Source organism: Mycolicibacterium phocaicum (assembly GCF_010731115.1).
Classification (GTDB): domain Bacteria; phylum Actinomycetota; class Actinomycetes; order Mycobacteriales; family Mycobacteriaceae; genus Mycobacterium; species Mycobacterium phocaicum.
On the sequence record NZ_AP022616.1, the window covers coordinates 2,598,871 to 2,623,446 of the forward strand.

General features: G+C 68.7%; 28 protein-coding genes. 12 read left to right on the forward strand and 16 right to left on the reverse strand.

The annotated features are described in order from the left end of the window. Positions 1–175 precede the first annotated feature (175 nt). Positions 176–1,537 carry a prolipoprotein diacylglyceryl transferase gene (locus tag G6N46_RS12410; protein ID WP_138249644.1) on the forward strand — a complete coding sequence of 454 codons (1,362 nt, stop codon included), beginning with the start codon at positions 176–178 and terminating at the stop codon, positions 1,535–1,537. A 307-nt stretch (positions 1,538–1,844) separates the two neighbouring features. On the opposite strand, the gene G6N46_RS12415 is transcribed toward G6N46_RS12410, so the two are convergent. Then, positions 1,845–2,297, reverse strand: coding sequence for a hypothetical protein (locus G6N46_RS12415; protein ID WP_407665097.1), 453 nt, complete (start codon positions 2,295–2,297; stop codon positions 1,845–1,847). A gap of 90 nt (positions 2,298–2,387) precedes the next feature. Further along, positions 2,388–3,266: an N-acetyl-1-D-myo-inositol-2-amino-2-deoxy-alpha-D-glucopyranoside deacetylase gene (gene mshB, locus G6N46_RS12420; protein WP_138249646.1), complete on the reverse strand. Its 879-nt coding sequence runs from the start codon at positions 3,264–3,266 to the stop codon at positions 2,388–2,390. Between the two features lie 28 nt (positions 3,267–3,294). On the opposite strand from mshB, the gene G6N46_RS12425 reads away from it, so the two are divergent. Then, complete coding sequence (locus G6N46_RS12425) at positions 3,295–4,593, forward strand: chloride channel protein (RefSeq protein ID WP_138249647.1); 1,299 nt, start codon at positions 3,295–3,297, stop codon at positions 4,591–4,593. Here the strand turns inward: G6N46_RS12425 and G6N46_RS12430 are convergent. After that, positions 4,580–6,487 carry an ABC transporter family substrate-binding protein gene (locus G6N46_RS12430; protein ID WP_174814047.1) on the reverse strand — a complete coding sequence of 636 codons (1,908 nt, stop codon included), beginning with the start codon at positions 6,485–6,487 and terminating at the stop codon, positions 4,580–4,582. The two genes, G6N46_RS12425 and G6N46_RS12430, sit on opposite strands and share 14 nt — an antisense overlap. Positions 6,488–6,551: 64 nt before the next feature. Between G6N46_RS12430 and G6N46_RS12435 the strand changes: the two genes are divergently transcribed. Beyond that, positions 6,552–7,412 (forward strand): hypothetical protein, encoded by an 861-nt coding sequence (locus G6N46_RS12435; protein ID WP_135356283.1) that lies wholly within the window; start codon positions 6,552–6,554, stop codon positions 7,410–7,412. A gap of 48 nt (positions 7,413–7,460) precedes the next feature. On the opposite strand, the gene typA is transcribed toward G6N46_RS12435, so the two are convergent. Further along, entirely contained in the window at positions 7,461–9,365 is a 1,905-nt protein-coding gene (gene typA, locus G6N46_RS12440) for a translational GTPase TypA (RefSeq protein ID WP_138249648.1), read from the reverse strand. A 68-nt stretch (positions 9,366–9,433) separates the two neighbouring features. Here typA and G6N46_RS28270 point away from each other — a divergent pair, with 68 nt between their 5' ends. Beyond that, positions 9,434–9,601, forward strand: a complete 168-nt coding sequence (locus tag G6N46_RS28270; RefSeq protein WP_167526410.1) for a hypothetical protein — start codon at positions 9,434–9,436, stop codon at positions 9,599–9,601. A gap of 93 nt (positions 9,602–9,694) precedes the next feature. Next, on the forward strand, positions 9,695–9,967 hold the full coding sequence (locus G6N46_RS12445) for a hypothetical protein (RefSeq protein ID WP_138249649.1): 273 nt from the start codon (positions 9,695–9,697) through the stop codon (positions 9,965–9,967). 1 nt (position 9,968) lies between these two features. Here the strand turns inward: G6N46_RS12445 and G6N46_RS12450 are convergent, their stop codons facing one another. Then, on the reverse strand, positions 9,969–10,361 hold the full coding sequence (locus G6N46_RS12450) for a (deoxy)nucleoside triphosphate pyrophosphohydrolase (protein WP_138249656.1): 393 nt from the start codon (positions 10,359–10,361) through the stop codon (positions 9,969–9,971). A gap of 237 nt (positions 10,362–10,598) precedes the next feature. Between G6N46_RS12450 and G6N46_RS12455 the strand changes: the two genes are divergently transcribed. After that, positions 10,599–10,871: a 4a-hydroxytetrahydrobiopterin dehydratase gene (locus tag G6N46_RS12455; RefSeq protein WP_061001910.1), complete on the forward strand. Its 273-nt coding sequence runs from the start codon at positions 10,599–10,601 to the stop codon at positions 10,869–10,871. Here G6N46_RS12455 and G6N46_RS12460 read toward each other — a convergent pair. Next, positions 10,855–11,991, reverse strand: coding sequence for a mannosyltransferase (locus G6N46_RS12460; RefSeq protein WP_234880692.1), 1,137 nt, complete (start codon positions 11,989–11,991; stop codon positions 10,855–10,857). The two genes, G6N46_RS12455 and G6N46_RS12460, sit on opposite strands and share 17 nt — an antisense overlap. A gap of 207 nt (positions 11,992–12,198) precedes the next feature. Here G6N46_RS12460 and G6N46_RS12465 point away from each other — a divergent pair, with 207 nt between their 5' ends. Then, positions 12,199–12,975, forward strand: a complete 777-nt coding sequence (locus tag G6N46_RS12465; protein WP_235688639.1) for a hypothetical protein — start codon at positions 12,199–12,201, stop codon at positions 12,973–12,975. Positions 12,976–13,020: 45 nt separating this feature from the next. Then, entirely contained in the window at positions 13,021–14,067 is a 1,047-nt protein-coding gene (locus G6N46_RS12470) for an Rv1157c family protein (RefSeq protein WP_163692734.1), read from the forward strand. Between the two features lie 67 nt (positions 14,068–14,134). Here G6N46_RS12470 and G6N46_RS12475 read toward each other — a convergent pair whose 3' ends face one another. From G6N46_RS12475 to G6N46_RS12495, 5 genes are all read right to left on the reverse strand, one after another. Beyond that, positions 14,135–14,875: an SDR family NAD(P)-dependent oxidoreductase gene (locus G6N46_RS12475; RefSeq protein ID WP_133425564.1), complete on the reverse strand. Its 741-nt coding sequence runs from the start codon at positions 14,873–14,875 to the stop codon at positions 14,135–14,137. A gap of 62 nt (positions 14,876–14,937) precedes the next feature. Continuing rightward, the gene (locus G6N46_RS12480) at positions 14,938–15,300 is read right to left on the reverse strand and encodes a nuclear transport factor 2 family protein (RefSeq protein WP_234785409.1); all 363 of its coding nucleotides are present in this window, start codon (positions 15,298–15,300) and stop codon (positions 14,938–14,940) included. Positions 15,301–15,342: 42 nt separating this feature from the next. Then, positions 15,343–15,768 carry a MarR family winged helix-turn-helix transcriptional regulator gene (locus G6N46_RS12485; RefSeq protein WP_166427968.1) on the reverse strand — a complete coding sequence of 142 codons (426 nt, stop codon included), beginning with the start codon at positions 15,766–15,768 and terminating at the stop codon, positions 15,343–15,345. Positions 15,769–15,868: 100 nt separating this feature from the next. After that, the gene (locus G6N46_RS12490; protein WP_133425563.1) at positions 15,869–17,293 is read right to left on the reverse strand and encodes a CYTH and CHAD domain-containing protein; all 1,425 of its coding nucleotides are present in this window, start codon (positions 17,291–17,293) and stop codon (positions 15,869–15,871) included. A 114-nt stretch (positions 17,294–17,407) separates the two neighbouring features. Then, complete coding sequence (locus G6N46_RS12495) at positions 17,408–17,557, reverse strand: DUF1059 domain-containing protein (RefSeq protein WP_064859942.1); 150 nt, start codon at positions 17,555–17,557, stop codon at positions 17,408–17,410. Between the two features lie 33 nt (positions 17,558–17,590). Here G6N46_RS12495 and G6N46_RS12500 point away from each other — a divergent pair, with 33 nt between their 5' ends. Further along, a complete protein-coding gene (locus G6N46_RS12500; protein WP_163692736.1) occupies positions 17,591–18,253 on the forward strand; it encodes a nitroreductase family protein in 663 nt (220 codons plus the stop codon). Positions 18,254–18,322: 69 nt separating this feature from the next. Here G6N46_RS12500 and G6N46_RS12505 read toward each other — a convergent pair whose 3' ends face one another. The 3 genes from G6N46_RS12505 to G6N46_RS12515 are packed head-to-tail and all read right to left on the reverse strand — an operon-like array spanning position 18,323 to position 20,656. After that, the gene (locus G6N46_RS12505) at positions 18,323–18,901 is read right to left on the reverse strand and encodes an HhH-GPD-type base excision DNA repair protein (RefSeq protein ID WP_061005373.1); all 579 of its coding nucleotides are present in this window, start codon (positions 18,899–18,901) and stop codon (positions 18,323–18,325) included. A gap of 58 nt (positions 18,902–18,959) precedes the next feature. Continuing rightward, a complete protein-coding gene (locus G6N46_RS12510) occupies positions 18,960–19,847 on the reverse strand; it encodes a dihydrodipicolinate synthase family protein (protein ID WP_138248216.1) in 888 nt (295 codons plus the stop codon). A gap of 23 nt (positions 19,848–19,870) precedes the next feature. After that, entirely contained in the window at positions 19,871–20,656 is a 786-nt protein-coding gene (locus G6N46_RS12515; protein ID WP_138248215.1) for an aldolase, read from the reverse strand. A 100-nt stretch (positions 20,657–20,756) separates the two neighbouring features. Between G6N46_RS12515 and G6N46_RS12520 the strand changes: the two genes are divergently transcribed. Genes G6N46_RS12520 through G6N46_RS12530 form a run of 3 tightly spaced genes read left to right on the forward strand, consistent with a single transcriptional unit; the run spans position 20,757 to position 23,831 of the window. After that, positions 20,757–21,278 carry a helix-turn-helix domain-containing protein gene (locus G6N46_RS12520; protein WP_138248214.1) on the forward strand — a complete coding sequence of 174 codons (522 nt, stop codon included), beginning with the start codon at positions 20,757–20,759 and terminating at the stop codon, positions 21,276–21,278. Positions 21,279–21,281: 3 nt separating this feature from the next. Next, the gene (locus G6N46_RS12525) at positions 21,282–22,502 is read left to right on the forward strand and encodes an MFS transporter (protein ID WP_407665098.1); all 1,221 of its coding nucleotides are present in this window, start codon (positions 21,282–21,284) and stop codon (positions 22,500–22,502) included. A gap of 45 nt (positions 22,503–22,547) precedes the next feature. Then, entirely contained in the window at positions 22,548–23,831 is a 1,284-nt protein-coding gene (locus G6N46_RS12530) for an acyltransferase family protein (protein WP_064859948.1), read from the forward strand. Positions 23,832–23,896: 65 nt separating this feature from the next. Here the strand turns inward: G6N46_RS12530 and G6N46_RS12535 are convergent, their stop codons facing one another. Together G6N46_RS12535 and G6N46_RS12540 are read right to left on the reverse strand one after the other, a co-directional pair. Further along, on the reverse strand, positions 23,897–24,085 hold the full coding sequence (locus tag G6N46_RS12535) for a DUF5302 domain-containing protein (RefSeq protein ID WP_061003916.1): 189 nt from the start codon (positions 24,083–24,085) through the stop codon (positions 23,897–23,899). 18 nt (positions 24,086–24,103) lie between these two features. Then, positions 24,104–24,547 (reverse strand): PPOX class F420-dependent oxidoreductase, encoded by a 444-nt coding sequence (locus G6N46_RS12540; RefSeq protein ID WP_064859949.1) that lies wholly within the window; start codon positions 24,545–24,547, stop codon positions 24,104–24,106. Positions 24,548–24,576 lie beyond the last annotated feature (29 nt).

Consider the following 24,576-nt stretch of genomic DNA (forward strand, 5'->3'; position numbering starts at 1 on the left):
GTCTCACATTCTGAAACCACTGCGCCTGGCATACCGGCCACAGTAGCGCCAGCAGGTCGGCGCGGCGCGGGCCCCATGCCCAGACACACACAGCAAACCCGCAGACTATTAGCCGAATTTGGTGACGACCGCGTAAGTTCAGAGCGTCGGGACGCGATCATTTCGAGGAGCCATGGTGTCCGTTTCTATCCGCTCATATGTGATGGCGGGCGCCGCTGCTGCGACCGCCACGGCCCTCGCACTGACCCCGGTGCAGGTGGTTCCCGCCGACGTCGCGGTGCCGGCGCACCCGACCGCAGTCCAACCGCACCTGACCGAGGCCATGGTCAAACTGCTGGCCGCGGCGAGCAACATGACGCCACCGGCGCCGAAGCTGCCTGCCGCGGGCGTCGTCCCCAAGGTCGGGCCGAACCCGCTGGCGGCCGCACCGTTGGCAGCCGGGCCGGTCGTCACGCCGCAGAACGCGGCCAGTGACTGGCTGACCAACGCGTACACCGGCATTCAGGCGTGGGTCGACTGGGGCGTCGACTACGCCACCGACGTTCTCTACTGGCTGAACTGGTTCGTGCCGTTCACGGGCACGATCGCGGCGCAGACCGACATCTTCTACTGGACGCTGATCCGGCCCGTCTCGGACAACATCTTCTACCAGGCGGTCGTCCCGATCGTGAACGATCCGCTCAACCTGGGCGTGTGGGTCAACGGCATCGGCAATGCGATCCGCTACTCGGTCAATGACGTCATCAACTTCGGTATCGCGGAGTTCAACTACTTCTTCGGTTGGATCATCCCGCCGATTCCGCCGCTGCCGCCCATCGGCTCGCTGGCCGCCACGCAGACGACGCTCGAGTCGATCGCCAAGACGGTGCAGACCACGCTGACCAGCCTGGCCGCCGGCCTGGCCCCAGCCAAGGCCGCCGCGCAGACCGACCCGGCGACCAAGCTCGCGCCGACCGCCGCGCAGAACCCGGCGGACAAGGCTGCGGAGAAGTCCACCGAGAAGCCTGCGGAGACGCCGACGAAGGCGGACGACAAGGGCAAGGCCGACGACAAGGGCACGCAGCCCGCGGGCACCGACGTCGGACAGCAGCCGGCCGACCCGAAGGCCGAGCCCAAGGCGGACCCGAAGACCGAACCCAAGGCCGATCCGAAAGCCACCGACCCGAAGACCGAGCCCAAGTCCGACCCCAAGACCGAGCCCAAGACCGACGAGCCCAAGGCCGGCGCTCCGGCCGCCGGCGACCCCGCGGGATCGGCCCAGCCGCAGGACGAGGTCAAGGCGCCCAAGCCCACCAAGACCCGCGACAAGAAGCCCGGCGACAAGACCGAGGTCAAGAACAACAACGCCGGCGCAGATAACCAGACCGGCACCACCGGAACGACGAAGCCCGCCAAGGGCGACAAGGCCGGCGGCGACAAGGCCGGCGGCGGCAAGGCGAAGGGCGAGAAGGCCAAGGGTGAGAAGGGCGCCGGCCAGTCGCAGGGTGCCGCCGGCGGCCAGAAGGCCGGTTCGGGAAGTCACTCAGCCAATAGCTGAGCCAGGCGCCCAGGTTCGCCTGCTCTTGTCACACGTCGATCACCGCGCCCTGACCGCAGATTCACCGACACCGTCGTTGGCTCTGCGTCAGCGGCGGCAGGCACTCGACCTTTCCCGCCACAACCGCAGGACCAACCAGGCACCGCGATCGACCCTGCGGCCACGGCGGCATCTACTCGATAGTTGTCGCCCTCAGTGCGGAGTCGATGCGGAAATGCCGCGACGGTGCACACAGATCGTCCTCCCGACGGGTTCGGGCGATCTGGTCGCACATTCGCCACTTACCGGGCAGCAGAGAGACCGGACGTCAATCCGGCAGTGCGGCGCGCCGCTGAGCATGGCGCCACAGCACCACACCGGGCGGCGTCGCACCGAGGAGCAGGAAGATCAACGGTGAGGCCTGCATGATTCCGGCGCCGCCGAACACGACGTCATCGCCGGGGCCACCGAGCAGCAGGAGCACGACCGTCGACAACCAGGCCCACATCGGGAGCGCGGCCAGGCGAGGGCGGGACGTCCACTGCAGGCCGGCCCAGACCAGGGCCGCGTTGACGAGACCACTGATCAGCGCACTGATCGGGAACGGCACGGGGCCGAGATAGAGCGGCAGGAACAGTGCACCGGCAATGGCCGACAAGGCGCCATCGAACGCCAGCACACCGAGCATCAATGAGCGCGCCCGACCGGAGTCGGCGCGCACCGGGGCAGACGTCAGGTCGGGATGCTGTCGAGCAGCCCGACGAGGGAGCCGACGACCCACTGATAGTTGTCGCCGAGGCCCTGCAGGTGCTGCAAGTTGGGATCCAGATCCGCGTCCATGGCGGCTACCCTACTCCCCCGCTTCCCGGTGTCACGCGAGGTTTATCCCGCTGAGTAGGTCAGTTTCCACACCACGGTCGTCGCGTTCGCCCGCCGCGCCGTCGACCAACAGGTAGTGCTCGACGGCACTGATCGGCAGCGCGATGTTGTTGGACAGCGCAAAGACCCGGCCGCTCGGCTCGACCGTCACCTGAGTCTGGTGGGCCCGCATGGCGGCGACCTTGGCCGGCAGGCTGTCCTGCGCGTCGATGACGGCGTCGATGCGGTGACCGAGATCGAACGGCAGCGCACTGGCCGGGATCCGCACCCAGCTGTCGGGCAGCTCGACCTCGTTGATGGACTCCAGCGCCTCGGCCATCGACTCACCGTCCATCACGGTCCAGTAGAACTTCGGGACCTGCCACGGCTCGCCCGGATGACCGTCACCCGCCGACGCGGCGACCGCAGCCGTCGTCACCCGGTGCGCCTGGATGTGGTCGGGGTGCCCGTAGCCGCCGTTGGGGTCGTAGGTGACGACGACGTGCGGGCGGAAGTCCCGCAGCACGGCCACCAGGGCGCCGACAGCCTCGTCCATGTCGGCGTCCGCGAACCGTTCGCGGTGCCGGGCCGGGCTGCCCTCCATGCCAGAGTCGCGCCAGCGGCCGGCCCCACCCAGATAGCGCGGCTGATCGACACCCAATTCCTTGAGCGCCAAAGACAATTCGCCGATGCGGTAGCCGCCCAGCTGGTCGGCCCCGTCGACCGCCAGCTGCGCCCACTGCGAACCGATGACCTCACCCTCTTCGCCCAGGGTGCAGGTGAGCACCCGGACATCGGCGCCGCGCGCCGCGTAGTGCGCGATGGTCGCTCCGGTAGTCAGTGTCTCGTCATCCGGATGGGCGTGGACGAACAGCAGCCGTGGGGTCTCCATATCCCCCAGGCTGGCATACATTCACCGGGTGACGCGACGTGCGCTCGAGTTCGGCAGTGCGGTGCTGCTCACCGGCCTGCTCGCCGGCGTGGCCGGAGCCATCACCGTCTCGATGCTGCACGCCATCGAACATCTCGCCTACCACTATTCGTACGGGCTCCTGCTCGACGGAATCGGCGCCAGTTCACCGGTCCGGCGTGCCCTCGCGCCGGCCATCGGCGGGGCACTCGCCGGACTCGGCTGGTGGATCCTGCGCCGCCGCAGCGGGGTGCCGTCACTGTCGGCGACCATCGCCGGCAAGAAGCCGATGCAGCACCTGCCGATGGCGGCCGACGCGGCCTTGCAGGCCCTGGCCGTCGGCTCCGGCGCCTCGCTGGGCCGCGAGACGGCGCCGCGCCAGTTGGCCGCTGTCCTGAGCAGTTACGGCACGACGTGGCTGGGCCGTCTGACATCGTCGACCCTGGGCACGCTGACGGCCCGCGACCGCGAGATTCTGCTGTCCTGCGCCGCGGGGGCCGGCCTGGGCGCGGTGTACAGCGTGCCGCTGGGTGGGGCGTTCTTCGCCGCGCGCGTCATGATGGGCACCTGGCACCCCAAGGTCGTCGGCACGGCGCTCATCACGTCGAGCCTGGCGGTCGCGGTGTCGCATCCGGTCACCCATTTCGAGCGCGACCTCACCTGGCCGGATCCGGCACTGTCGTACCAATTCGCCATGCTGGCACTGGCCATCGCACCCCTGGCGGTGGTGATCGGCCTGACGTTCAACCGGTTGATGACGGCAGCGGGACCCAAGCCGCAGCTGACCTCCTGGCTGCTCATCCCGGGCGTCGCACTGGCGGGGCTGGTGACCGGCATCTGCTCGATCTACCGGCCCGAGCTGCCCGGCAACGGCCGCAGCGTGCTGATCGTCAGCGTCGACGCGCAGCTGAGCCTCGCCGCCGCGGCGGTTCTCCTGGTGCTCAAACCGCTTCTCACCGCGCTGTATCTGCGGGTCGGCGCGGTCGGCGGTCTGATCACCCCGGCGCTGGCCACCGGTGCGGCCGCGGGCACCGTCGCGACGTTCGCTCTCAACGGCCTGGCCGATACGCATCTGCACCTACCCGCCATGGCACTGACCTGTGCGGCGGGCGTCCTCGCGATCACCCAGCGGGCCCCGGCGTTCGCGGCGCTCTTCGTCTGGGAGCTGGCGCATCCGCCGATCTGGCTGCTGCTGGTTTTCGCCGTGGCCGCGTACTCGTCACACGGCATCCGGCTGCTGCGGGAGCAGTCAGCCGCTCGCGCGACCGCCGCTGCAGCGCCGGCTCACGAACCGCTCAGGGGACCTTGACCCACTTGCCGGCGTCGCCCACGATCCCGACCGGGACTGCGCCGGTGAGGCTGACGTTCTGCACCGTCGGCCCCGCGGCGACGATCGTGGTGTCCTGCAGGATCGGCAGCACCGTCTCCATCGCCCAGAGCTTGGGCTCCAGCTCGTTCAGCACGTCGGCGATCTTCTCGGTACCGGCGAGCGCCGCGTCGATCTTCGGCTGGATCGCGTGGTCGCAGATGCCCGTCAAGTTACTGGGCGCCTGCACCAGCTGATCGCCGCCGAGCGGCTTGGGCAGCGGGATGGTCGGCGCCGTCGACGTCACCGTCGGCGTCGACGGCTGCGGCACAGCGGTTTTCGAGGTTGACGCCGTCGGCTGTCCCGTGGGCGCCGGCGGCGTGGCGGTGGAGACCGCCGTCGCGTCCAGTCCCGGGCAGCCGTAGCGCGATGCCAGCACCGTCGCCAGGTCGCCCCCGGCATGACGCCAACCGACGATCGCGTCTACCCGCTCCAGTCCCTCGGCGTACAGGGCCACCGGATCCATGGCCAGCACGGTGGCCTCGATCCCGACGCTGCGCAGTTGGTCGGCTGCCGTGTTCGCCACCGCGACCGACGTCGGGTCGTTGGCGGCGACGCCGATGGCCAACCCCAGCGGCTTGCCGTCTTTGACCAGCCGATCGTGGCCGGGCGGCGGTGGCATGCCGGGAGGCGACGGCGGCGCGACGTCGGGCTCGATGTTGTACCCGGCACGCACCAACAGGTCCATCGCGGCGTTGCGGTCGAGGGCCGGCGGCGCCGTCGGCACGTAGCCCGGGTCCGACGGGGTCCGGATCTGCGCCTGGGCCAGCGTCACGGTGTTGTCGCTGCCCGCGCCGACAGCGGCCAGCAGGCCGACGTCGAGCAGGCCCAGCAGTGCCTTGCGCACCTGGACGTCGGTCAGTGCGGGCCGCTGCGCGCGCAGCGTCAACTGCATGACCCGCGGGGTGACGATCCGCGCGGTCCGCACGCCCGGGATGGCCGCGAGTTGCGCGAACGTCGCCTGCCCGCCGTGCACCTGGGCCACCTGGGTATCCCGGTTGCGGATCGAATCAGCAAGGGCCGCAGGCGATCCCCCGCGCCGGAACAGCACCTGGTCGGGCACCGACGGCACGCTCCAGTAGCGGTCGTTGCGCGCCAGCAGGATTTCGTCGCGCTGCGGGTCGATGCTCTCGACGCGGAACTGGCCGCCCGTCACCGGCATGGCCCGCGCCAGCCCGGCACCGAAACCGCCCGGCACGTCCTTGACGATGTGCGCCGGCAGGATGTTATTGAACAGTTCGCGCCAGGCCGGGTACGGCCGGGCGAAGGTGACGACGGCCGTCTTGCCGCCGTCGACCGACTGGACACCGGTCACCAGGTCGTAGCCGGCCGGGTCGACGACGCCGGGCTGGCTGACCATCTGGCGCCACTGGTACCAGTAGTCGTCGGCGGCGATGGGCGCGTTGTCGGTCCACTGCGCCTCGGGACGAATCTTGTACGTGACGGTGAACGGGTTCTGATTGGTCACGTCGGCCGACAGCAGCAGCGACGGGTCGAGTTCCCAGCGCGACCCCGAGGGCGACGCCGGATCGGCGATGGGCCGGAACGAGCTCGGCAGGACCAGCGCCGAGATGGCCGCGTTGACCGGCGACTGGTCGGACTGCAGATGCGGGTTGAACCCGGGGCCGATCCAGTCGATGGCCATGATGATCTGGCTCATCTTGGGCGGCGGCGGGACGACGGTCTTGATCGTCTCGGTGCTGCGCGGCGCCGGCGGCGGACTGACGGTGCAGCCCGCAAGCGCCAGGACCGACACCAGTGCGCCTGTCGTCATCAGCTGGCGGCGGGCGGTCGGCACGCCGTTCAGGGTATCCGCCGGGTGAGCCCGAACCACCATCCGAGGCCCCCGCCGCAAATCCCCGTCGCGCCGCTCGCCCCTGATGTGGTCCACAATTTCCGGTATGGGCCTACTGCCGAAGCCGTACACCCCACTGTCCGATGCCGACGTCGCCGACGCGCTGAGCCGTGCCGTCGCCGTCATCAACCCATTGCTCAACGTGCTGTCGCAGGCCGATCCGATCGGGCTCCGCAGGCGCACCCACCGGCTCCTGACCCCGCCGCGCGGTTTGGTCGGCCTGGTCCGTCGGCTGCGGGTGGGGCACCGGCGTGCCGAGGCCGGCCGCAGCCCCAGCACCGCGGACCGGGCGCTGAACGCGGGCGCCCACCTGATGAACGCCGCTGACCTGCCCGGTACCGCCGCGTGGGAGCGGCTGAGCCGGGACGAGCGCATCCACTGGTGGGTGCACCGCGTCGGCGCGTTGAACACCGTGCTGGTGGCCACGCCGGGCGCGTTCGGTGTGCTGGCCCGGGTACTGCCGGTCAGCGAATTGGCCGGTTTCATCAACCACGCCATCGTGCTGTGCGCGGTGGCCCGCGAATACGGCGTCACCGATCGGCGCGAGCAGGTGCGGCTGCTCGCCGCGGTGTTGTGCGGGCGCCAGCTGTCCGCGGACTTCGACGTGCCGCAGGCCGCGGAGCCGGAGCCGCTGCCCGACACCCCGCCGGACGGCTGGAAGCCCCTGGAGGCCATCACGTCGTCGCTGCCGGTCGTCGTCGTCAAGAGCATCTGGCAGCTGGCCGGCATCCTGCGCGCGACGTTCGACGAGATCGCCAAGCGGCCACAGCCGACCAAGTGGTGGCAGCGCCTGAGCGCGCTGCCGTGGGTCGGCGCGGTGTCCACGTACTTCGGTGAGCGCGGCGCGCTGATCAAGGCGGCCGACGAGGGTGTCGCGTGGCTGGACCAAAACCAGAAGGCCGGCTAGCGCTTCGCGAAAACGCGTGCGCCGGCCGGCCTTTCGGTTCGGTGAGAGTTAGTTGCGGGCCTTCTCGCGGGCCTTGGCGCGAGCGCGCAGGCTGGCGGTCAGCTCGACCTTGCGCACGCGCACGACCTCGGGGGTGACCTCGACGCACTCGTCCTCGGCGCAGAACTCCATGGCCTGCTCCAGGCCGAGCTCCAGCGGCCGCGCCAGCGTCTCCATGACGTCGGCGGTCGAGCTGCGCATGTTGGTCAGCTTCTTCTCACGGGTGACGTTGATGTCGAGGTCCTCGGCGCGCGGGTTGATGCCCACGACCTGGCCCTCGTAGGTGTCCTGGCCCGGCTCGACGAAGAACTGACCGCGGTCGGCCAGCTGGATCATCGCGAACGGGGTCACCGTGCCGCTGCGGTCGGAGACCAGCGAACCGGTGTGCCGGGCGCGGATCTCGCCGGCCCACGGGCGGTAGCCGTCGAACACGGCGTTGGCGATGCCGGTGCCGCGCGTGAGGGTGAGGAAGTCGGTGCGGAAGCCGATCAGGCCACGCGACGGCACGATGAAGTCCATGCGAACCCAGCCGGCGGCGTGGTTCGTCATCTCTTCCATGCGGCCCTTTCGGGCGGCCATCAGCTGGGTGATGGCGCCGACGAACTCCTCGGGACAGTCGATGGTCATGGCCTCGAACGGCTCGTGCAGCTTGCCGTCGATCTGCCGGGTGACCACCTGCGGCTTGCCGACCGTCAGCTCGAAGCCCTCGCGGCGCATCTGCTCGACCAGGATGGCGAGCGCCAGCTCGCCACGGCCCTGGACCTCCCAGGCGTCCGGGCGGCCGATGTCGACGACGCGGATCGAGACGTTACCGATGAGCTCGGAGTCCAAGCGGGACTTGACCATTCGCGCGGTCAGCTTGTGGCCGGATACCTTGCCGGCCAACGGCGAGCTGTTGGTGCCGACGGTCACCGAGATGGCCGGCTCGTCGACGGTGATGCGCGGCAGCGCGTGTGCGTGCTCGAGGTCGGCAAGGGTGTCACCGATCATGATCTCGGACATGCCCGCCACGGCGACGATGTCGCCGGCGACGGCCTCGGTGGTCGGGGTGCGCTCGACGCCGACGGTGACGAGCAGCTCGGTGATCTTGCCGGTGGTGATGACGGGGGCGCCGTCGACCTCACGCATCCAGGCCACCTGCTGGCCCTTCTTGATCTTGCCGTTGTAGACGCGCACCAGCGCCAGACGGCCGAGGAAGGCCGACGCGTCGAGGTTGGTCACGAGCGCCTGCAGCGGGGCGTCCGGGTTGCCCTTGGGCGCCGGGATGTGCTCGAGCAGCACGTCGAACAGCGGGTCCAGGTTCTCGCTGTCGGGCACCTCGCCGTTGGCCGGCTGGACGGTCGAGGCGACACCGGCGCGACCCGACGCGTACAGGGTCGGCAGGTCGAGCGCCTTCTCGGCCGCCGCCTGGGCTTCCTCGTCCAGGTCGGAGGCGACGTCGAGCAGCAGGTCGTGGCTCTCCTCGACGACCTCGGCGATGCGGGCGTCGGGCCGGTCGGTCTTGTTGACCACGAGGATGACGGGCAGGTGCGCGGCCAGGGCCTTGCGCAGCACGAAGCGGGTCTGCGGCAGCGGGCCTTCGGAGGCGTCGACCAGCAGCACGACACCGTCGACCATGGACAGGCCGCGCTCCACCTCGCCACCGAAGTCGGCGTGGCCGGGGGTGTCGATCACGTTGATGACCGTCACGGTGCCGTCGGCGTTGTGCCGGTGCACCGCGGTGTTCTTGGCCAGGATCGTGATGCCCTTTTCCTTTTCAAGGTCACCCGAGTCCATGATGCGTTCGGTGGAGTCGTCACCCCGGTCCAGGGCTCCGGACTGCCGCAGCATGGCATCGACGAGGGTCGTCTTGCCGTGGTCGACGTGTGCGACGATGGCGACATTTCTGAATCCGGCGCTGGCCTGCTCACTCACGCCCAAGATTGTCGCAGCGAGGGGGTCGGTTTGCGAAACCGCGGACGGCCTGGCAAAACTGCTAATCGATGAAGGCCAGCAAGCTCACCGGGGCTAAACCGAAGAAGAAGTGCTGCCGCAGCAAGCCCCGGTGCAAGCGGTGTCCGCTGGTGCTGCACAAGGTCCAGAAGGCGGCGCACCACGGGGTCCACGGCAAGGATCTCGAGAAGGTTTACAAGCGCGCCCGCAAGGCCTGATATATAGCGATTGACCTGCCTCTTTAACTGTTTCGCGAGTACCGTGGAAGCGTCTCGTCAGCTCGAGGGAACCAGCGCGAGGAGGTCGTCGTCATGACCATCTACGAAGTGTTGACCGGAGTGATCGGGTTCGTGCTGGCGCTCGGCGCGACGGCTGCGATACTCGCCGGATTGGCCAATTGGGCCGGCGGATTCTTCGTGGTGCGGTGTGCTGCGTGTCACCATTTGGCGTTCTCCACGGTGAACAAACCGAAGACCGATTGCCCGCATTGCAAGTACCCCGCGCTGCTGCATCCGCTGTACACCGCGCAGCACGGCACCGCGATGGCGTCGGCGCGCGTCGTCGGCGACAAGCTGCACTACTGAGTCAGCGCGACTGAGTCAGCGCGGCCGTCAGCTCGGCCAGCCACGCGCGGTCGGCGGGCACCCAGGGCAGGTCTTCGAGTTCGGCCGCGCCCACCCAGCGCACCGCGTGGTGATCGTGGGCGTGGGGCGCGTCGTCGGTCGACACCCGGTACGCCCGCAATATGACGGTGTCGGACAACGGCACGTCCTCGCCCAGCCTTTCCCCGACGGTCACCGTGACGCCGAGTTCTTCCTGCAGTTCGCGGGCCAGCGCCTGGGCGTCCGTCTCCCCCGGCGCCACCTTCCCGCCCGGCAGTTCCCAGAGGCCGGCGAGTTCCGGTGGCCGATTGCGCTGCGCGACCAGCAGCCTGGCGTCGGCGATCAGGGCGCCCGCGACGACGATCACGTCGGTCAGGTTACTGGCTCGTCGATCGTGGGGGGTTACGCGAAATCTGGCCGGTCCACGGTCACGAACGTGCGGCCAGACCGTCGATTTCGCGGATCCGGCGCTCTGTTCGCACGCTCGCGACGTCCCGGGCTCCCGCACCACCACGACCGTGCCTACAGAGCGCCTCAACCGCCAAACCGACGATCCCTGTGCACATTCGTGCGAGCTCAGCGCGGGCGCACGGGCGGGAGTACGTTCGAAACCATGGCCGTTCTCACCGATGAACAAGTAGACGCCGCACTGCCCGAGGGTTGGGAACGAGCCGACGGCGCCCTACGCAGGTCCGTGAAGTTCCCGGCATTCCTCGACGGCATCGATGCCGTTAGGCGAGTGGCGATCCACGCGGAAGCCAAGGACCATCACCCGGACATCGATATTCGTTGGCGCACAGTGACTTTCGCTCTTGTCACGCACTCCGAAGGCGGCATCACCGACAAGGACGTGGCGATGGCCGAAGACATCAACGGGCTCGTCTGAGCCGGGCCATCCACACCAGCGTCAGCACCGTCATCACCGGGTAGATCAGCCCCGCCCAGGCCAGGTACCACGGCCGGCTGATCACCCAGATCGTCGGCTGCGCGAAACTCAGCAGCCACGGCACGCCGACCAGCAGCAGCACCAGCCAGGTCCAGCGCAGCGCCCGCGCGGAACGCAGCGCCGCGAACGGCCCGTGCCACAGCCACATCATCAACGGGATCAGCCACACCCAATGGTGGGTCCATGAGATCGGCGAGAACAGCAGTCCGAACAACTGCACGACGAGCAGCGCGCCCAGTCGATCGGGCCGGTCGGCGCCGTAGACGGCACGCCAGGCGAACACCGCCAGCACGGCCGTCAGTACCACCGCGATCAGCACCGCGGGCTCGAAACCGGCGTCGTGGCCGACGATTCGCGAAATCGCGCCGCGCCAGGACTGGTTGAACGACGTCGCGACGGGACCGATGCGGTTGGCATCGCCGAGCAGGTCGGTGAAGTAGTAGAGCGCCTGACCCCGCAGCACCAGCCACGACACCAGCACCGTGCCGGCGAACGTGACAGCCGCGAACACCGCAGCACCCCACCGGCGGACGCCCAGGAAATAGAGTCCCGTCACCGCGGGTGTCAGCTTCACCCCGGCGGCCAGACCGACCAGCAGACCGGACCACCACCACCGGGTGCTGTAGACGGCGTAGAGGACGGCCAGTACGAGGATGACGTTGATCTGCCCGTAGTCGAAGGTGCTGCGCAGCGGCTCGGTCCAGATGCCGACGGCCGTCCACGCCATGGCCAGCCGGTGCCCGGGGTCGGCGAATCCGATGAGCCGCAGGCTGATCCACACCACGCCGTAGAGCGCCACGATGATGCCGACCTGCCAGCAGAACGCCAGCAAACCGAACGGCACGAAATGCAGCGGATAGAACAGCACCGCCGCGAACGGCGGGTAGGTGAACGGCAGCGGGAAGTCCGGGGTCTGGTCGGCGTAGACGTAGTCGTACAGCGGGTGACCACTGCCCAGACTCGCCGCGCCGCCGACGTAGACGTGGAGGTCGACGAAGTTGGCGCCGTTGGGCACCAGGTAGGTCCAGGCGAAGCGCGCAGCGACGCTGAGCGCCAGCATCAGCGGCGCCCAGCGCAGAACTGATCGCGTGGCGGTGTTTATCGCATGACTGTAACGGTCGGTCACCCTTCGCCTTCCGATCAGTAACGGATCTATAAATGCCACACGTGTCACTTGAGTAACACCAGTAACTGAATAGCTTCGGTTCTGACGCGCCACGACTGGACCGGGAGGACCCCCAAAATGCGCACACGTACCACTGGAAAAATGTTGGCCACCAGCATGATTGCCGCCGCCGGCGCAGTTCCGGTGGCGATCGCCCTGAGCGCGGTCGCCGCTGCCGACCCGGCCCCCGCGGCCCCGGCCCCCGTCGTGCCCGGCACGCCGCTGGTCAACGAACTCGCCCAGGCTCCGGCCCAGGCCCTGTCGGGCGTGACGCAGGCCCTCACCTCGGGTGCACCGGCCGCCGCGCCGGCCGCTCCCGCTGCCACCGCCTCGGTGACCCTGCCGCAGAACCTGGTCCCCGGCGCCGCCGCACCGGCTGCCGCTGCTCCGGCTGCTGCCGCTGCGCCCGCCCCGGCTCAGGGCATCATCCCGTCGGCCAACATCAACCTGCCGCAGATTCCGGGCTCGCCCGTGCCGCTGCCGAAGCAGATCGCCTTCCCGGGTGACCTGACCTCGCTGCTGCCGGCCGGCACCCCGCTGGCGAACCTGCTGCCCGCGCCGGCTGCTGCCGCAGCTCCGGCCGCGACCGCCGCCACCGCTGCGACCTCGCCGCTGACTGCGCCTCTCGCCGCCGCGACCGCACCGCTGGCCGCACCGCTCGCTGCGGCTGCCGCTCCGGCTGCCGCCGCTCCGCTGGCCGCTGCCACGGCTCCGCTGGCCGCTCCGTTGGCTGCCGCTCCGGCTGCGGCGTCGCCGCTGGCCACCGCACCCGCCGCTGTGGCGGCTGCCGCCCCCGCGGCACAGGCCATCCCGGGCGTCGTGCCGGGGATCATGAGCCTGACCAGCCTCGCGCCGGTCATCACCTCCGGCTTGCCGTGATCCGCGCCGTAACCAGATAACCGATACGAAACCGGGGAGAGAGTCATGCAATCGAGGAAGCTGTTCGTCGCACTCGGCGCGTCCGTCGCACTCACGATCGGCGCGGCGACCGTCGCGCACGCCGATCCGGCCTCGCCATTGCCGTTGCCGCTGCCCATCGATGGCCTTCAGGCTCCTGGCCTGCCGGCCATGCAGACTCTCGCCCCGGTGATCCAGCAGGCCGCCGCTGACCCGGCGGGCGCCGCGGAGCTGCTCATGGCAGCAGCCCGGGCGTTCGCCGGCAACAAGGCCGCACCGTCGGATTCGAAGAATCTGGCCAACGCCGTGAACCAGTTCGCCGCCGATCCGGCTGCGAACCACGTACCGGCCCCCGGCGCGGTGCCGGGCGCCGAGGCCCACCTGCCGGCCGGCGTCGACCCGGTGCACGCCGTCGGCCCGGTGGCCGAGGCCGCTCCGGCACCGGCCCCCGAGGCGGCACCCGCACCCGCGCCCGAGGCCGCCCCGGCTCCCGCCGCAGCCCCTGCGCCCGCTCCGGCACCTGCTCCTGCCCCTGCTCCTGCTCCGGCTCCGGCTCCGGAAGCTGCGCCGGCCGCCGCTCCGGTCACCCAGGCCGCGGCGACGGTCCCGGCTCCCGACGCCGCGCCGGCGGCCGCTCCCGCTCCGGCGGGTGCGTTCGGTCCGGGCACGCCCATCACGCAGGACTTCATGTACCCGTCGATCAGCAACGGCTGCCAGGCCGACGGCGGCAACGTCCTGGCGACGGCCATCAGCGTGGCCGGCCCCGCGAAGATTCCGACGCCGGGCCCCGGCCCCGGCCAAACCGCCTACGTGTTCACCGCGGTCGGCACGCCCGGCCCCGCTGCCGAGCAGAAGCTGCCGCTCAACGTCACCTGGGTCAACCTGACCACCGGCAAGTCGGGCAGCGCGACCCTCAAGCCGCAGGCCGACATCAACCCGCAGGGCCCGACGACGCTGACCGCCATCGTCGACACCGGCTCGGGCAGCATCATGTCGACCATCTTCGGCCAGGTCACGACGACCGAGAAGCAGTGCCAGTTCATGCCCACCATCGGCTCGTCGGTGGTGCCGTAACCCGCACTCGCCGTACAGAAGAGGACGCCCGGGGTCACCACACCCCGGGCGTCTTTTCTGCGTAGGGCTAGAGCTGGAGCTGGCCGCCGTCGACGGCCAGCTCCGCGCCGGTCATGAAGCTGCTCTGGTCCGAGGCCAGGAACAGCACGGCGGAAGCGATTTCGTCGGGACGCCCCAGACGCTTCATCGGCACTTGAGCGGCCATGCCGTCGAGCAGGTCCTGCTTCTGATCGGCGGGCGCCAGGCCGGTGAGCCCAGGGGTTTCGATCGGTCCGGGAACGATGGTGTTGACCCGAATCTTGCGGTCCGCCAGCTCGGCGGCCCAGGTCCGGCCCAGCGACCGGATGGCGGCTTTCGACGCGGCGTACAGCCCGAAAGCCGGGACCCCTTCGGACGCCGCGGTGGATCCGGCGAGGATGACCGAGGCGCCCTCGTTGAGCAGCGGCAGCGCCTTCTGCACCGTGAACACCGTGCCGGCCACGTTGCGGTCGAAGTTGGCCCGGTAGTGCTCCGGTGTCACGTCGGCGAGGGTGGCGAAGTCGCCGCCGCCGGCATTGGCGAAGACGATGTCGAGCCCCTTGCCGTGCTCGGCGATTTCGGCGGCCAGCGCGTCGAGTTCCTCCGGCTTGCTGATGTCGCTCTGCACGCCGTGAGCTCCGATCGACGCGGCGGCCTCGTCGAGGCGGGTGCGGTCGCGTCCGGTGATGAACACATACGCGCCCTCGGCGGCGAGGCGCTGCGCGGTCGCCAGACCGATGCCTGACGTCCCTCCGGTGACCAGTGCCGTCTTGCCATCGAGCTGTCCCATGATCGGGCTCCGTTTCTGTGAGGTTTGCGCTGTCACCCGTATCAACTTAGGTGATGTATCACCTATTCCCCGGCGGTCAGCACCGTCCACAACCGGACGATACGCTCGTCGACGATCTCGGCGACGTCGAATCCCGAAGCCACCGTGACATCGTCCGGCGTGCGCACGTCCCACGCCAGGAAGCCGAGGCCGCGAGTCTGGCGGACCGGGCCGGCCTTCGCGAAATGCAGACCCGGCAACTTTTCCTGCAGCTCAGCCGCTTTGGCATTCAGCTGGTCGTGGCCGACGGCGGTACTGTCGTCATCGATCCACTCCACATCCGCCGCGTAGGTCTCGGCGATCGCGGCGGCACGGCGCTGCGGATCACGCTGGTCGAACACAGCCAGCAGATTCGCCTCCATCAGGCGGGTGACGACGTCACTCACGGGCCAACTCCTCCACAAATAGGTGATAAATCACCTATCACTCTAGCTCGGCGCCGGCGGGAGCGAGCTGTTGTGATCGAGGTTGACGTGGATGTGCTCCAACGCCGCGGTGAACGGGCCCAGCAGGTTGTCGGGCAGCGGATCGAAGAACAGCGCGCGCACCAGGTCGACGTGCCCGGGTGCGGCCTCGGTGATCGCGCGTCGACCGTTCGCGGTCAGCACGACGTTGGAGGTACGGCCGTCCTCGACGCTCGGGCGACGCTCGGTCAAGCCCCGTTCCTCCATGCGCCGCAGCTGATGCGAGAGCCGGCTGCGTTCCCAGCCGATCTGCGCGGCGAGGTCGCTGACCCGCATCCCGGCGTCGTTGTCGCTGAGCGCCACCAACACGTCGTAGTCGGCCAGCGACAACCCGGAGTCTGCCTGCAGCTGCCGGTTCATCTCGTAGTTCATCCGCAGTTGCACCCGCATATAGGCCACCCAGGCCCGCTGTTGTTTCGGCGTGAGCCATCCCCGCTCGGGCGTGTGCCCCACCTTTCTCGGCGTCACGCCCGTCAGTATGCCGGTCGCGTCACAACATCTCGCGCGCCTGCCGTCGGCAGTCGTCGGCGATGCGCTGTTCGCGGCTGTACAGCAGGCCGAACGTGAAACCGTTCTCACCGGCCGTCGTACCGCTCGCCAGCGCCATGCGGCGCAACAGATCAGCGGCGACCACGGTGTCCTGGTGATCGCCCAGGATCGACTGAAACCGCTTGTAATGCTTGACCGTTCGCTTCGTCTGCTTGGCGCCGCCGATGTCCTGGCACAGCTCCGCCGCGTATCGGGCGCGTTTGGCCGCCTTCCGGGCGCGGTGCAGCAGCGCGGCGTCACTGTCGTCGACGTCAAGCGCCGCGACCAGCCGGCGGTCCGCTTTCCGCTGCGCCTTCCGCGCGCGCTTGACGAGTTTGGCGGTGCTGGTCTCCGGATCGACGGGTGGCGCCGTGCGCCAGGAGCGCAGCACCGCCAAGATCGCCAGGTAACGCGGCGAGTCCATGGCCTCGGTGATGCGCTTGCGCGCCGGCAGCTCGACCGCCTGGAGCTCGTTGCGCACCCGGGCCCGCACCGGCCCGAGGATCAGCGTCTCCGGCAAATCATCGAGCGCTTCAGTGAATCGGCGCTGCTGCACCTGACAATCGCGGACCTCGCCGAGCAGCCCCGCGAACCAGCGCAGATCGTCGTCGAACTGGCCGGTCGCCGACCGGTCGAGCATCTTGCCGAACACCCGCAGGGTGCTCCGCAGCCGGCGGATCGCCACCCGCGTGTCGTGGATCGGGTCGCGGCCACGTCGTAACTCGATGTCGCCCAACACAATCTGGTCGATCTGTGCGTTGACATACCGCAGCACTGCGCGCGCCGCGGGCGAGATCGGCTCAACCGACTGGACCGGCCGCACCACATGAGCGAGCTTCGACGGAAAGCGTGACGGCCGGGCACCGGCTTTCTTCAGCCGCCTGACGAGGTGCTTCGGAATCGACGGGGCGTGGGTTCCGAGTTCGACCTCGACCTCACGCCAAGCCAGCAGCTGCTCGTCCGCCGACGCACGCACCGAGTCGTCGACAATCTCGGCATAGAGATCGCCGGATCGCGGTGCGGAGAGCCGGTATCGATCCCGGACGGTATGAATCTTTGCGACACGCGCCAACGGCTTGCCCAGGCTCACGCCGCTGAGCAGTTCAGCCGCGGCGTCGGGTAATGCCTCGGTGGACGGCCAGTGCATTTCGACGCGCCCATCGCCCGCCGGAACCTTGAGCTGCCATCCCGTGTCGGCGTCGCCGGTACGACGGCGGAGCTGCACGCGGTGCGCCAGCAGATCCCCGTCAGCGGTGTCGTAGTAGTCGCTGGTCAGGTCGACGGTGGCGTGCACAACGTCGGCGTCGGCGATGATGCCGTGAAGATCGGGCAGCTGAAATTCGGCGTCGACGTCCCATTTGCCTTCACGTTCCAGTACCTCGTACATACCCGAGGCATTGCCTTTCGGCCAGGCCGCCAAACCAGCTACGACCTGCTGGACCGTGGACAGCAGCGAGCGTGGCTACCCCCCAACGGCAGCCACGCTCGCTTATCTACTGGCTCAGTAGGCCATGAAGAGGATCATCTCCCGGTCGTATTCGCGACCGGGGTGCTGCTCGGCGAGGTGGGCCTGCGCCTTCTCGACCAGATCGTCCTCGTCACTGCCGGAAATCGCCTCGCCGCAGGGGCAATTCAAGTGTGTCTTAGCCATACACATCACCTTCCCATACGCATGATGGTCGGTATGGAGATTTACGACGTCATGCGCACGACCGGGGCCGTCCGCAAGTTCAGCGGCGAGCCCCTGTCTGACGAGGTGCTCGAGCGCATCCTCGACAACGCGCGCTTCGCCCCCAGCGGCGGCAACCGGCAGGGCGCACGGGTGATCGCGGTGCGTGACGTCGAAACCCGCAAGAAGCTGGGCGAACTGTCCAAGCCCGGCGCCAGGCAGTACATCGCGCAGATCGCCGCCGGCGAAGGCCCGTGGAACCCCTTGCAGCCCTGCGGGGTCGACCCCGCGGTCGTCGAGGCGACACCGGTCCCCGACGGCATGGTCACCGGGACGCTGCTGGGCGCCGAGGTGGTGCTCGTGGTGTGTCTGGACCTCGGCGTGGCAGCGGCATTCGATCAGCACCTGGATCGCATCGGCGTGATCAGCGGCGCATCGATCTACCCGTTCGTGTGGAACATCCTGCTGGCCGCGCGCAACGAGGGCTACGGCGGCGTGCTGACGACCATGGTGGTGGCGCAGGAGCCCAAGGTGCGCGAGCTGCTCGGCATCCCCGACAACTACGCCGTCGCCTGCATGCTGCCGCTGGGCAAGCCGGTCAAACAGGTGACGAAGCTGACCCGGCGTCCGGTCTCGGAGTTCGCCACCCGGGAGCGGTTCGACGGTCCGCCACTCTGATCTCCCGTTGATCCTGCGGCTACGGCGTCAGCCACTCGGCAAAAGTCGCCGTGGACGCGGAATCAACGGTCAGGCCTTGGCGGCCTTGGCTGCTGCCTTCATCTGCTTCTTGTAGGCGCGGACCTGGTCCAGTGAGCCCTTGTCGACGACGTCGGCGACGGACATGTGCGTGCCCTGCTTGCCGTAATCACCAGCCGCGCCGCGCCAGCCCTCCGGCGTGACGCCGTACTGCTTACCGAGTAGCGCCAGGAAGATCTTGGCCTTCTGCTCACCGAACCCGGGCAGCGCCTTGAGCCGCCGCAGCACCTCTTTGCCGTCGGGATCGCCGGTGGTCCACAACGCGGCGGCGTTGCCGTCGTACTCGTCCACGATCACCTGAGACAGCGCCTGCACACGCTTGGCCATGGAGCCCGGAAAGCGGTGCACCGCAGGGGTTTGCGCGAACAGTTCGGCGAATTTGTCGGGGTTGTAGTCGGCGATCTGGCGGGCGTCCAGGCCACCCATCCGGTCCTCGAGTTTCTTCGGCCCGGCGAACGCCACTTCCATCGGAATCTGTTGATCGAGAAGCATTCCGACCAGCAGCGCGAACGGGTTGGACTCGAGCAGTGCGTCGGCGGACGGCTCCTGAACCAGCTGCAGCTTCGACATCACGCCAGTCTAGGACCCTGGTGAGCGCAGCTCGATTACGACGGTTCAGTAGGCGCACTCACGCGCTGGCCAGCAGGCCTTTGAGTTCGGCGCGGCCGTCCTCGTCGAGCGGCAACAGCGGGGGCCGCGGGTCACCGGCGTTGCGCCCCAGCAGGTCCAGGCCGGCCTTGACGGTCGTCGGCAGGCCACCGGCGACGATGAAGCGCAGCAGCGGCGCGAGGTCGTCGTAGATCTCCTGCGCCCGGGCGCGATCACCGCTGCGGACCGCTTCGTACAGCTCGACGCACGGCTGCGGGCGCAGATTCGGTGCGGCCGTGCACCATCCGGACGCGCCGGCGAGTAGCGCGTCGAGCACCAGCGGGTTGCTGCCGTTGTAGAACGGCAGTGCCCCGCCGGAGAGCTCCTTGATGCGCAGCATCCGGGTGAGGTCACCGGTGGATTCCTTGACCATGCGGACGTTGTCGATGTCGTCGAACATCCGCACCAGCAGTTCGGGCGCCATGTCGATGCCGCTCGTGGCGGGGTTGTTGTAGACCATGATCGGCAGCTCGACGGCGGCCGAGATGCTGGCGTAGTGCTGGAAAATCTCCCGCTCGCCCAGCTTCCAGTACGAGATCGGCAGCACCATCACCGCGTCGGCGCCGGCCTGATGTGCGTACTGTGCGCGTCGAATGGTGTTGGCAGTGGTCAGATCCGAGGCTCCGACGATGACGGGGACGCGGCCGGCGACGGTGGCGACGGTGGTGTCGACGACGGCGTCGAACTCGGCCTCGGTGAGGTACGCCGATTCGCCGGTGCTGCCCAGCGGCGCGATCGCGTGGGCGCCGGTGCTGACCAGTTGCTCGACGACGGCGGCCAGCGTCTCGGTGTCGACGTTGCCGCCGTCGGTGGTGAACGGGGTGATCGGGTAGGCGATGATGCCGTGGATCCTGGGTGTCTCGGTCATGGGTGTCTGCTTTCTAGTGTCGGTCAGTGGTCGAGGGCGTCGGGGTGGCGCACCAGGGCACGGCGCGCGTAGTAGGCGAAGTTGGCGACGCTGCGTTTGGGCGTCAGCGTCCAGTCGTGGGCCTCGCGGGCCAGCCGGTCGGGCAGCGGCGCGATGGTGCCGGCAGCCATGGCGGCCAGCTGGAGCTTGGCCCCGCGTTCGATGAGCATGGCCAGCGAGCAGGCTTCCTCGACGCTGGCCCCGGCCACCACCTGACCGTGATGGGCCAGCAGGATCGCCTTCTTGTCCCCCAGCGCGCCGGAGATGATCTCGCCTTCTTCGTTGCCCACCGGCACGCCCGGCCAGTCCTTCAGGAAAGCGCAGTCGTCGTACAGCGGTGCGATGTCCATCTGGGACACCGCCAGGGGCACTTCGAGCATCGACAGCGCCGCGACGTGGAACGGGTGCGTGTGCACGATGCAGTTCACGTCCGGCCGGGCCCGGTAGATCCACGAGTGAAAGCGGTTGGCGGGGTTGGCCATTCCGCCGCCGTCGAGGACGCCCAGGTCTTCGTCGACGAGCAGCAGGTTGCCCGCGGTGATCTCGTCGAAGCCCAGGCCGAGGCGCTGCGTGTAGTAGGTGCCCGACTCCTCGGCGCGGGCGGTGATCTGCCCGGCCAGGCCCGAATCGTGTCCGGCGTCGAACAGCGCCCGGCAGGTCAGCGCCAGCTTCTCACGCACTGTCAGGGTGGATTCGGCGATATGACGGTTCAAGCCGTCCTCGGCGCGCTGCATCAGTTCGCCTTTGGAGTCATGCATGGTGTCAGTCATCGGAACTCCCCTCAGCCTCGGTGCGCGGCCGCACCTCAATGACACATTGCCGACCATAGGACACAAAGTGTCATGCAGTCAATGCGTTATCCTCACTCTCGTGAGTGGCTTGTTGCGTGCGGTGCGCCAGCAACGCGGAATGACGCTGGATGAGCTGGCGGCCGGTACCGGGCTGACCAAGAGCTACCTGTCCAAAGTCGAGCGCGGCCAGAGCGTGCCGTCGATCGCGGCCGCTCTCAAAATCTCTCGCACGCTCGATGTCGATGTGGCACAACTGTTTTCCGACGACCCCGAAGTCGGCACCTTCAGCGTCGAGCGCGCGGCAGACCGCGGCACTGCTCGCAATCACGCCATGGTGGCCGGCATGCTCGGCAAGGCCATGTCGCCTTTCGTGGTGCGCCCGGGCCGCCAGTTCGCCACTCATGCGCACCCGACGCACCCCGGTCAGGAGTTCGTGTTCGTCCACTCCGGGACCATCGAACTCAACTACGACGGCCGCCTGGTCGAGCTCGCCACCGGTGACAGCGCCTACTTCGACGCCTCCGCACAGCACAAACTGCGCCAGGTCGGCGACGAAACCGCCGAGGTGATCGTCGTGACCTCCCCAGCTCCGCGCCGCTGAGGAATGCCAGCGCGCCCCGCCCGCGTTGCCCTACCCGTGCTCCAAACTCGAACCGTGACCTCGCGCCTTGGCTTTCCGCTGCTGGCCTACGCCTTCGCCGCCATCATGCTGGGCACCACGCTGCCGACGCCGATCTACGCGCTGTACGCGCACGAATTGCACTTCGCGGTCCTGACGACGACGGTCATCTTCTCGGCCTACGCCATCGGCGTGCTGGCCGCACTACTGCTGTTCGGTCGCTGGTCCGACGCCATCGGCCGGCGCCCGGTCCTGATCGCCGGCGCGGTCGCCGCCATTGCGAGCGCCGTCGTCTTCCTCAATGCCGACAGCGTGTCGATGCTGCTCGTGGGCCGGCTGCTGTCCGGGCTGTCGGCCGGCATCTTCACCGGCACCGCGACGGCCGCCGTCGTCGAATCGATGCCGGAGGACCGCCGGGAACAGGCCGCGGCCGGTGCCACCATCGCCAACATCGGCGGGCTGGGCGCCGGGCCGGTCGTGGCCGGTCTGCTGGTGCAGTACGCACCGCATCCGTTGCAGCTGCCGTTCCTCGTGCACATCGTGCTGGCCACGCTGGCCATCGCCGCGGTGTGGCTGGTCCCGGAAACGTCGAGCCGCACCGGCCGGATCGGCTTCCAGCGCCTGTCGGTCCCCGCCGAGGTCCGGGCGACGTTCGTCCTCGCGGCAACCGCCGCCTTCGCCGGTTTCGCGGTGATGGGCCTGTTCACTGCGGTGGCGCCGTCGTTCGTCGCCAGTGTCATCGGGATCGACAATCATGCCGTCGGCGGCGCGGTGGCGGCGTCGATCTTCGTCGCCTCCGCCGTCGCCCAGTTGGCCGGTCGTCGCATCCATCCCCCGCGGGCCGTCGCACTGGGCTGCGCCATCCTGGTCGTGGGCATGACGATTCTGGCTGCCGCACTGCACTTTTGCTCACTGGCCGGGCTCCTGACGGCCGCTGTCGTGGCCGGCATCGGGCAGGGCATCAGCTTCAGCCGCGGCCTCGCGGCCGTCGTCGAAGGCACCGCGACGGAGCGTCGCGCCGAAGTCAGTTCGACGTACTTCGTCGTGGCCTACGTGGCCATCTCGCTGCCGGTCGTCAGCCTCGGCTTCGCGGCCCAGCGCTGGGGCTTGCAGGAGGCCGGGGTCAGTTTCGCCGTCATCATCGCGGTGTTGGCGGCCGTCTGCCTGGCGGCCGTCCTCCGGCAGGAACGCCGCAGGTCAGCGTGAATTTGAGTAGCACTACCTAGGGGTCGGGCCCATACGGTCGAAGGCATGACCACCCGCGTCTTTCCTTCTGCTGCCGAAATCGCGCAGCGCACGCCGGCCGACCGTGACCGCGCCATCGACGTCATCCGCATCGTCTCGTTGATCGGCGTCGTCGCCGGCCACACCGTCATGGCGACCAGCATCATCGACAACGACGTCTTCCGCTGGGGCAACCTGCTCACCACGTCGGTGGTGTTCCAGGCGCTGACCTGGATTTTCCAGATCATGCCGCTGTTCTTCTTCGCCGGCGTCGCGGCGTCGGCCACGTCGTATCGCAGCGGAATGAGCTGGGGTGGTTGGCTTCTCAAGCGCTGCACCCGGCTGTACCGGCCGGTGTTCTACTACCTGGCGTTCTGGGCCGCGGCGTTGTTGGTCCTGAAGCCGCTGCTGCCCATTCACGTCTACGAACCCATCGCCGGCATCAGCATCCAGCTGCTGTGGTTCCTGGGCGCCTACGTCTTGGTGCTGGCCGCGGTGCCGCTGCTGGTGCGGATCACCACGGGTGGCCAGCTCATCGCTGCGGTGGCCGGTACCTACGCCCTGGTCGCGCTGGTCGATGCCATCCGCATCAACGACCACGCCTGGTCAGCGTTGGGTTACGTGAACTTCGTGGTGTGGCTGATCCCCGGCATGTTCGGTGCGGCTTACCGGCGGGGGCTGCTGAGTGCGGCGGCGGCGTTGCGGGTCGGGCTGGCCATGCTGGCGGTCAACATCGCTCTGGTGTGGGTCGGGCCGTACGAGCTGAGCCTGGTCGGCATCGAGACCCAGCACATCAAGAACATGACGCCGCCGTCGCTATTGCTCGCCGGTCACGCAATCATGATGTGCGCGTTTGCCATTGCGGCCGCACCCGCCATCAGTCGTTGGGCTGCCCGGCCGCAGGTCTGGCGCCTCGCGGTGATCGGCAACACCGGCGCCATGACGCTGTATCTGTGGCACATGCCCGCGCTGCTCGGCATGCACCTGGCCTTCGATCTCGCGGGTCTGCCCCGCTACCCCGGCCAGCCGCATTTCCTGGTGCTGAGCGTCTACCAGATGACGATCATGGCGGCCCTGGTCGCCGGGCTGTTCCTGCTGCTGCGTCCGCTGGAGAACAACCCGCTGCCACTGTGGGACGGCGGTCGCGTTTCGGAAACCGGTTGGCGCAGTGCGGCTGTCGGGACGCTGTTGGTCGTCGCCGGCGGCGCGACGCTGGCGTCCGTCGGCTGGGGCCTGAAAGACACCGGGTTGCAGTGTGTTTCGGTGATGCTGGTGGCGCTGGTCGCGGCCAGGGCATTGGCCCGGGATTAACCGTGAGCAGACGTAAAACTGTCGTTTTGGTCCCCAAAACGACAGTTTTACGTCTGCTGGCGGGACTAGCCGCTCTTGCGGCGGAACTCGCGACGGCCACCGCCAACGGCGCCGTGCGACTTGGAGTTCTTGGCCCCGCCGTCCTGGTGGGCGGTGCCGCCGGCAGAACCGGCCTTCTTACGCTCGAGCGCCTCGCGGAACTTACGCTTGGTCTCGTCGGACGATGCTGAACCTTCGGCGGAGTTCTCGGCCATGCACGCAGACTAGCGCGTTCAGCGCACGCCCGGCGGCAGCCCGTACAGGTGGGTTATCGGCATGGTGAGCAGGACCCGACGGTCGGCGACCATTGCCCGCCGGTAATCGTCCCAGTCCGGGTGCTCACCGGAGATGTTGCGGTACAAGGCAATCAGACCCTCGACAGTGTCGTCGTCAGGTGCCGCGGCGGGCGGGCTCAACACCGCGTCACCCTCGGCCACCGCGTAGGCCCAGCCGTCGTCGGACCGGACATAGATCGACGCCCGCGCGTCCCGCCGCAGGTTGCGGGTCTTGGCCCGGGGTTCGGTGATGGACACCCCGATGGTGACGGCCCGCGGGTCGAAGTAATAGGACACGTTCGACAACTGTGGTCGTCCGTCGCGCTTGATGGTGGCCAGCACGCCCAGCGAATTGTCGCTGATCAGTGCCAGCAGCTTGTCTTCGAAGACCTGACGGGTCATGGCACCCAGCGTACGGTGCAACTGCCTAC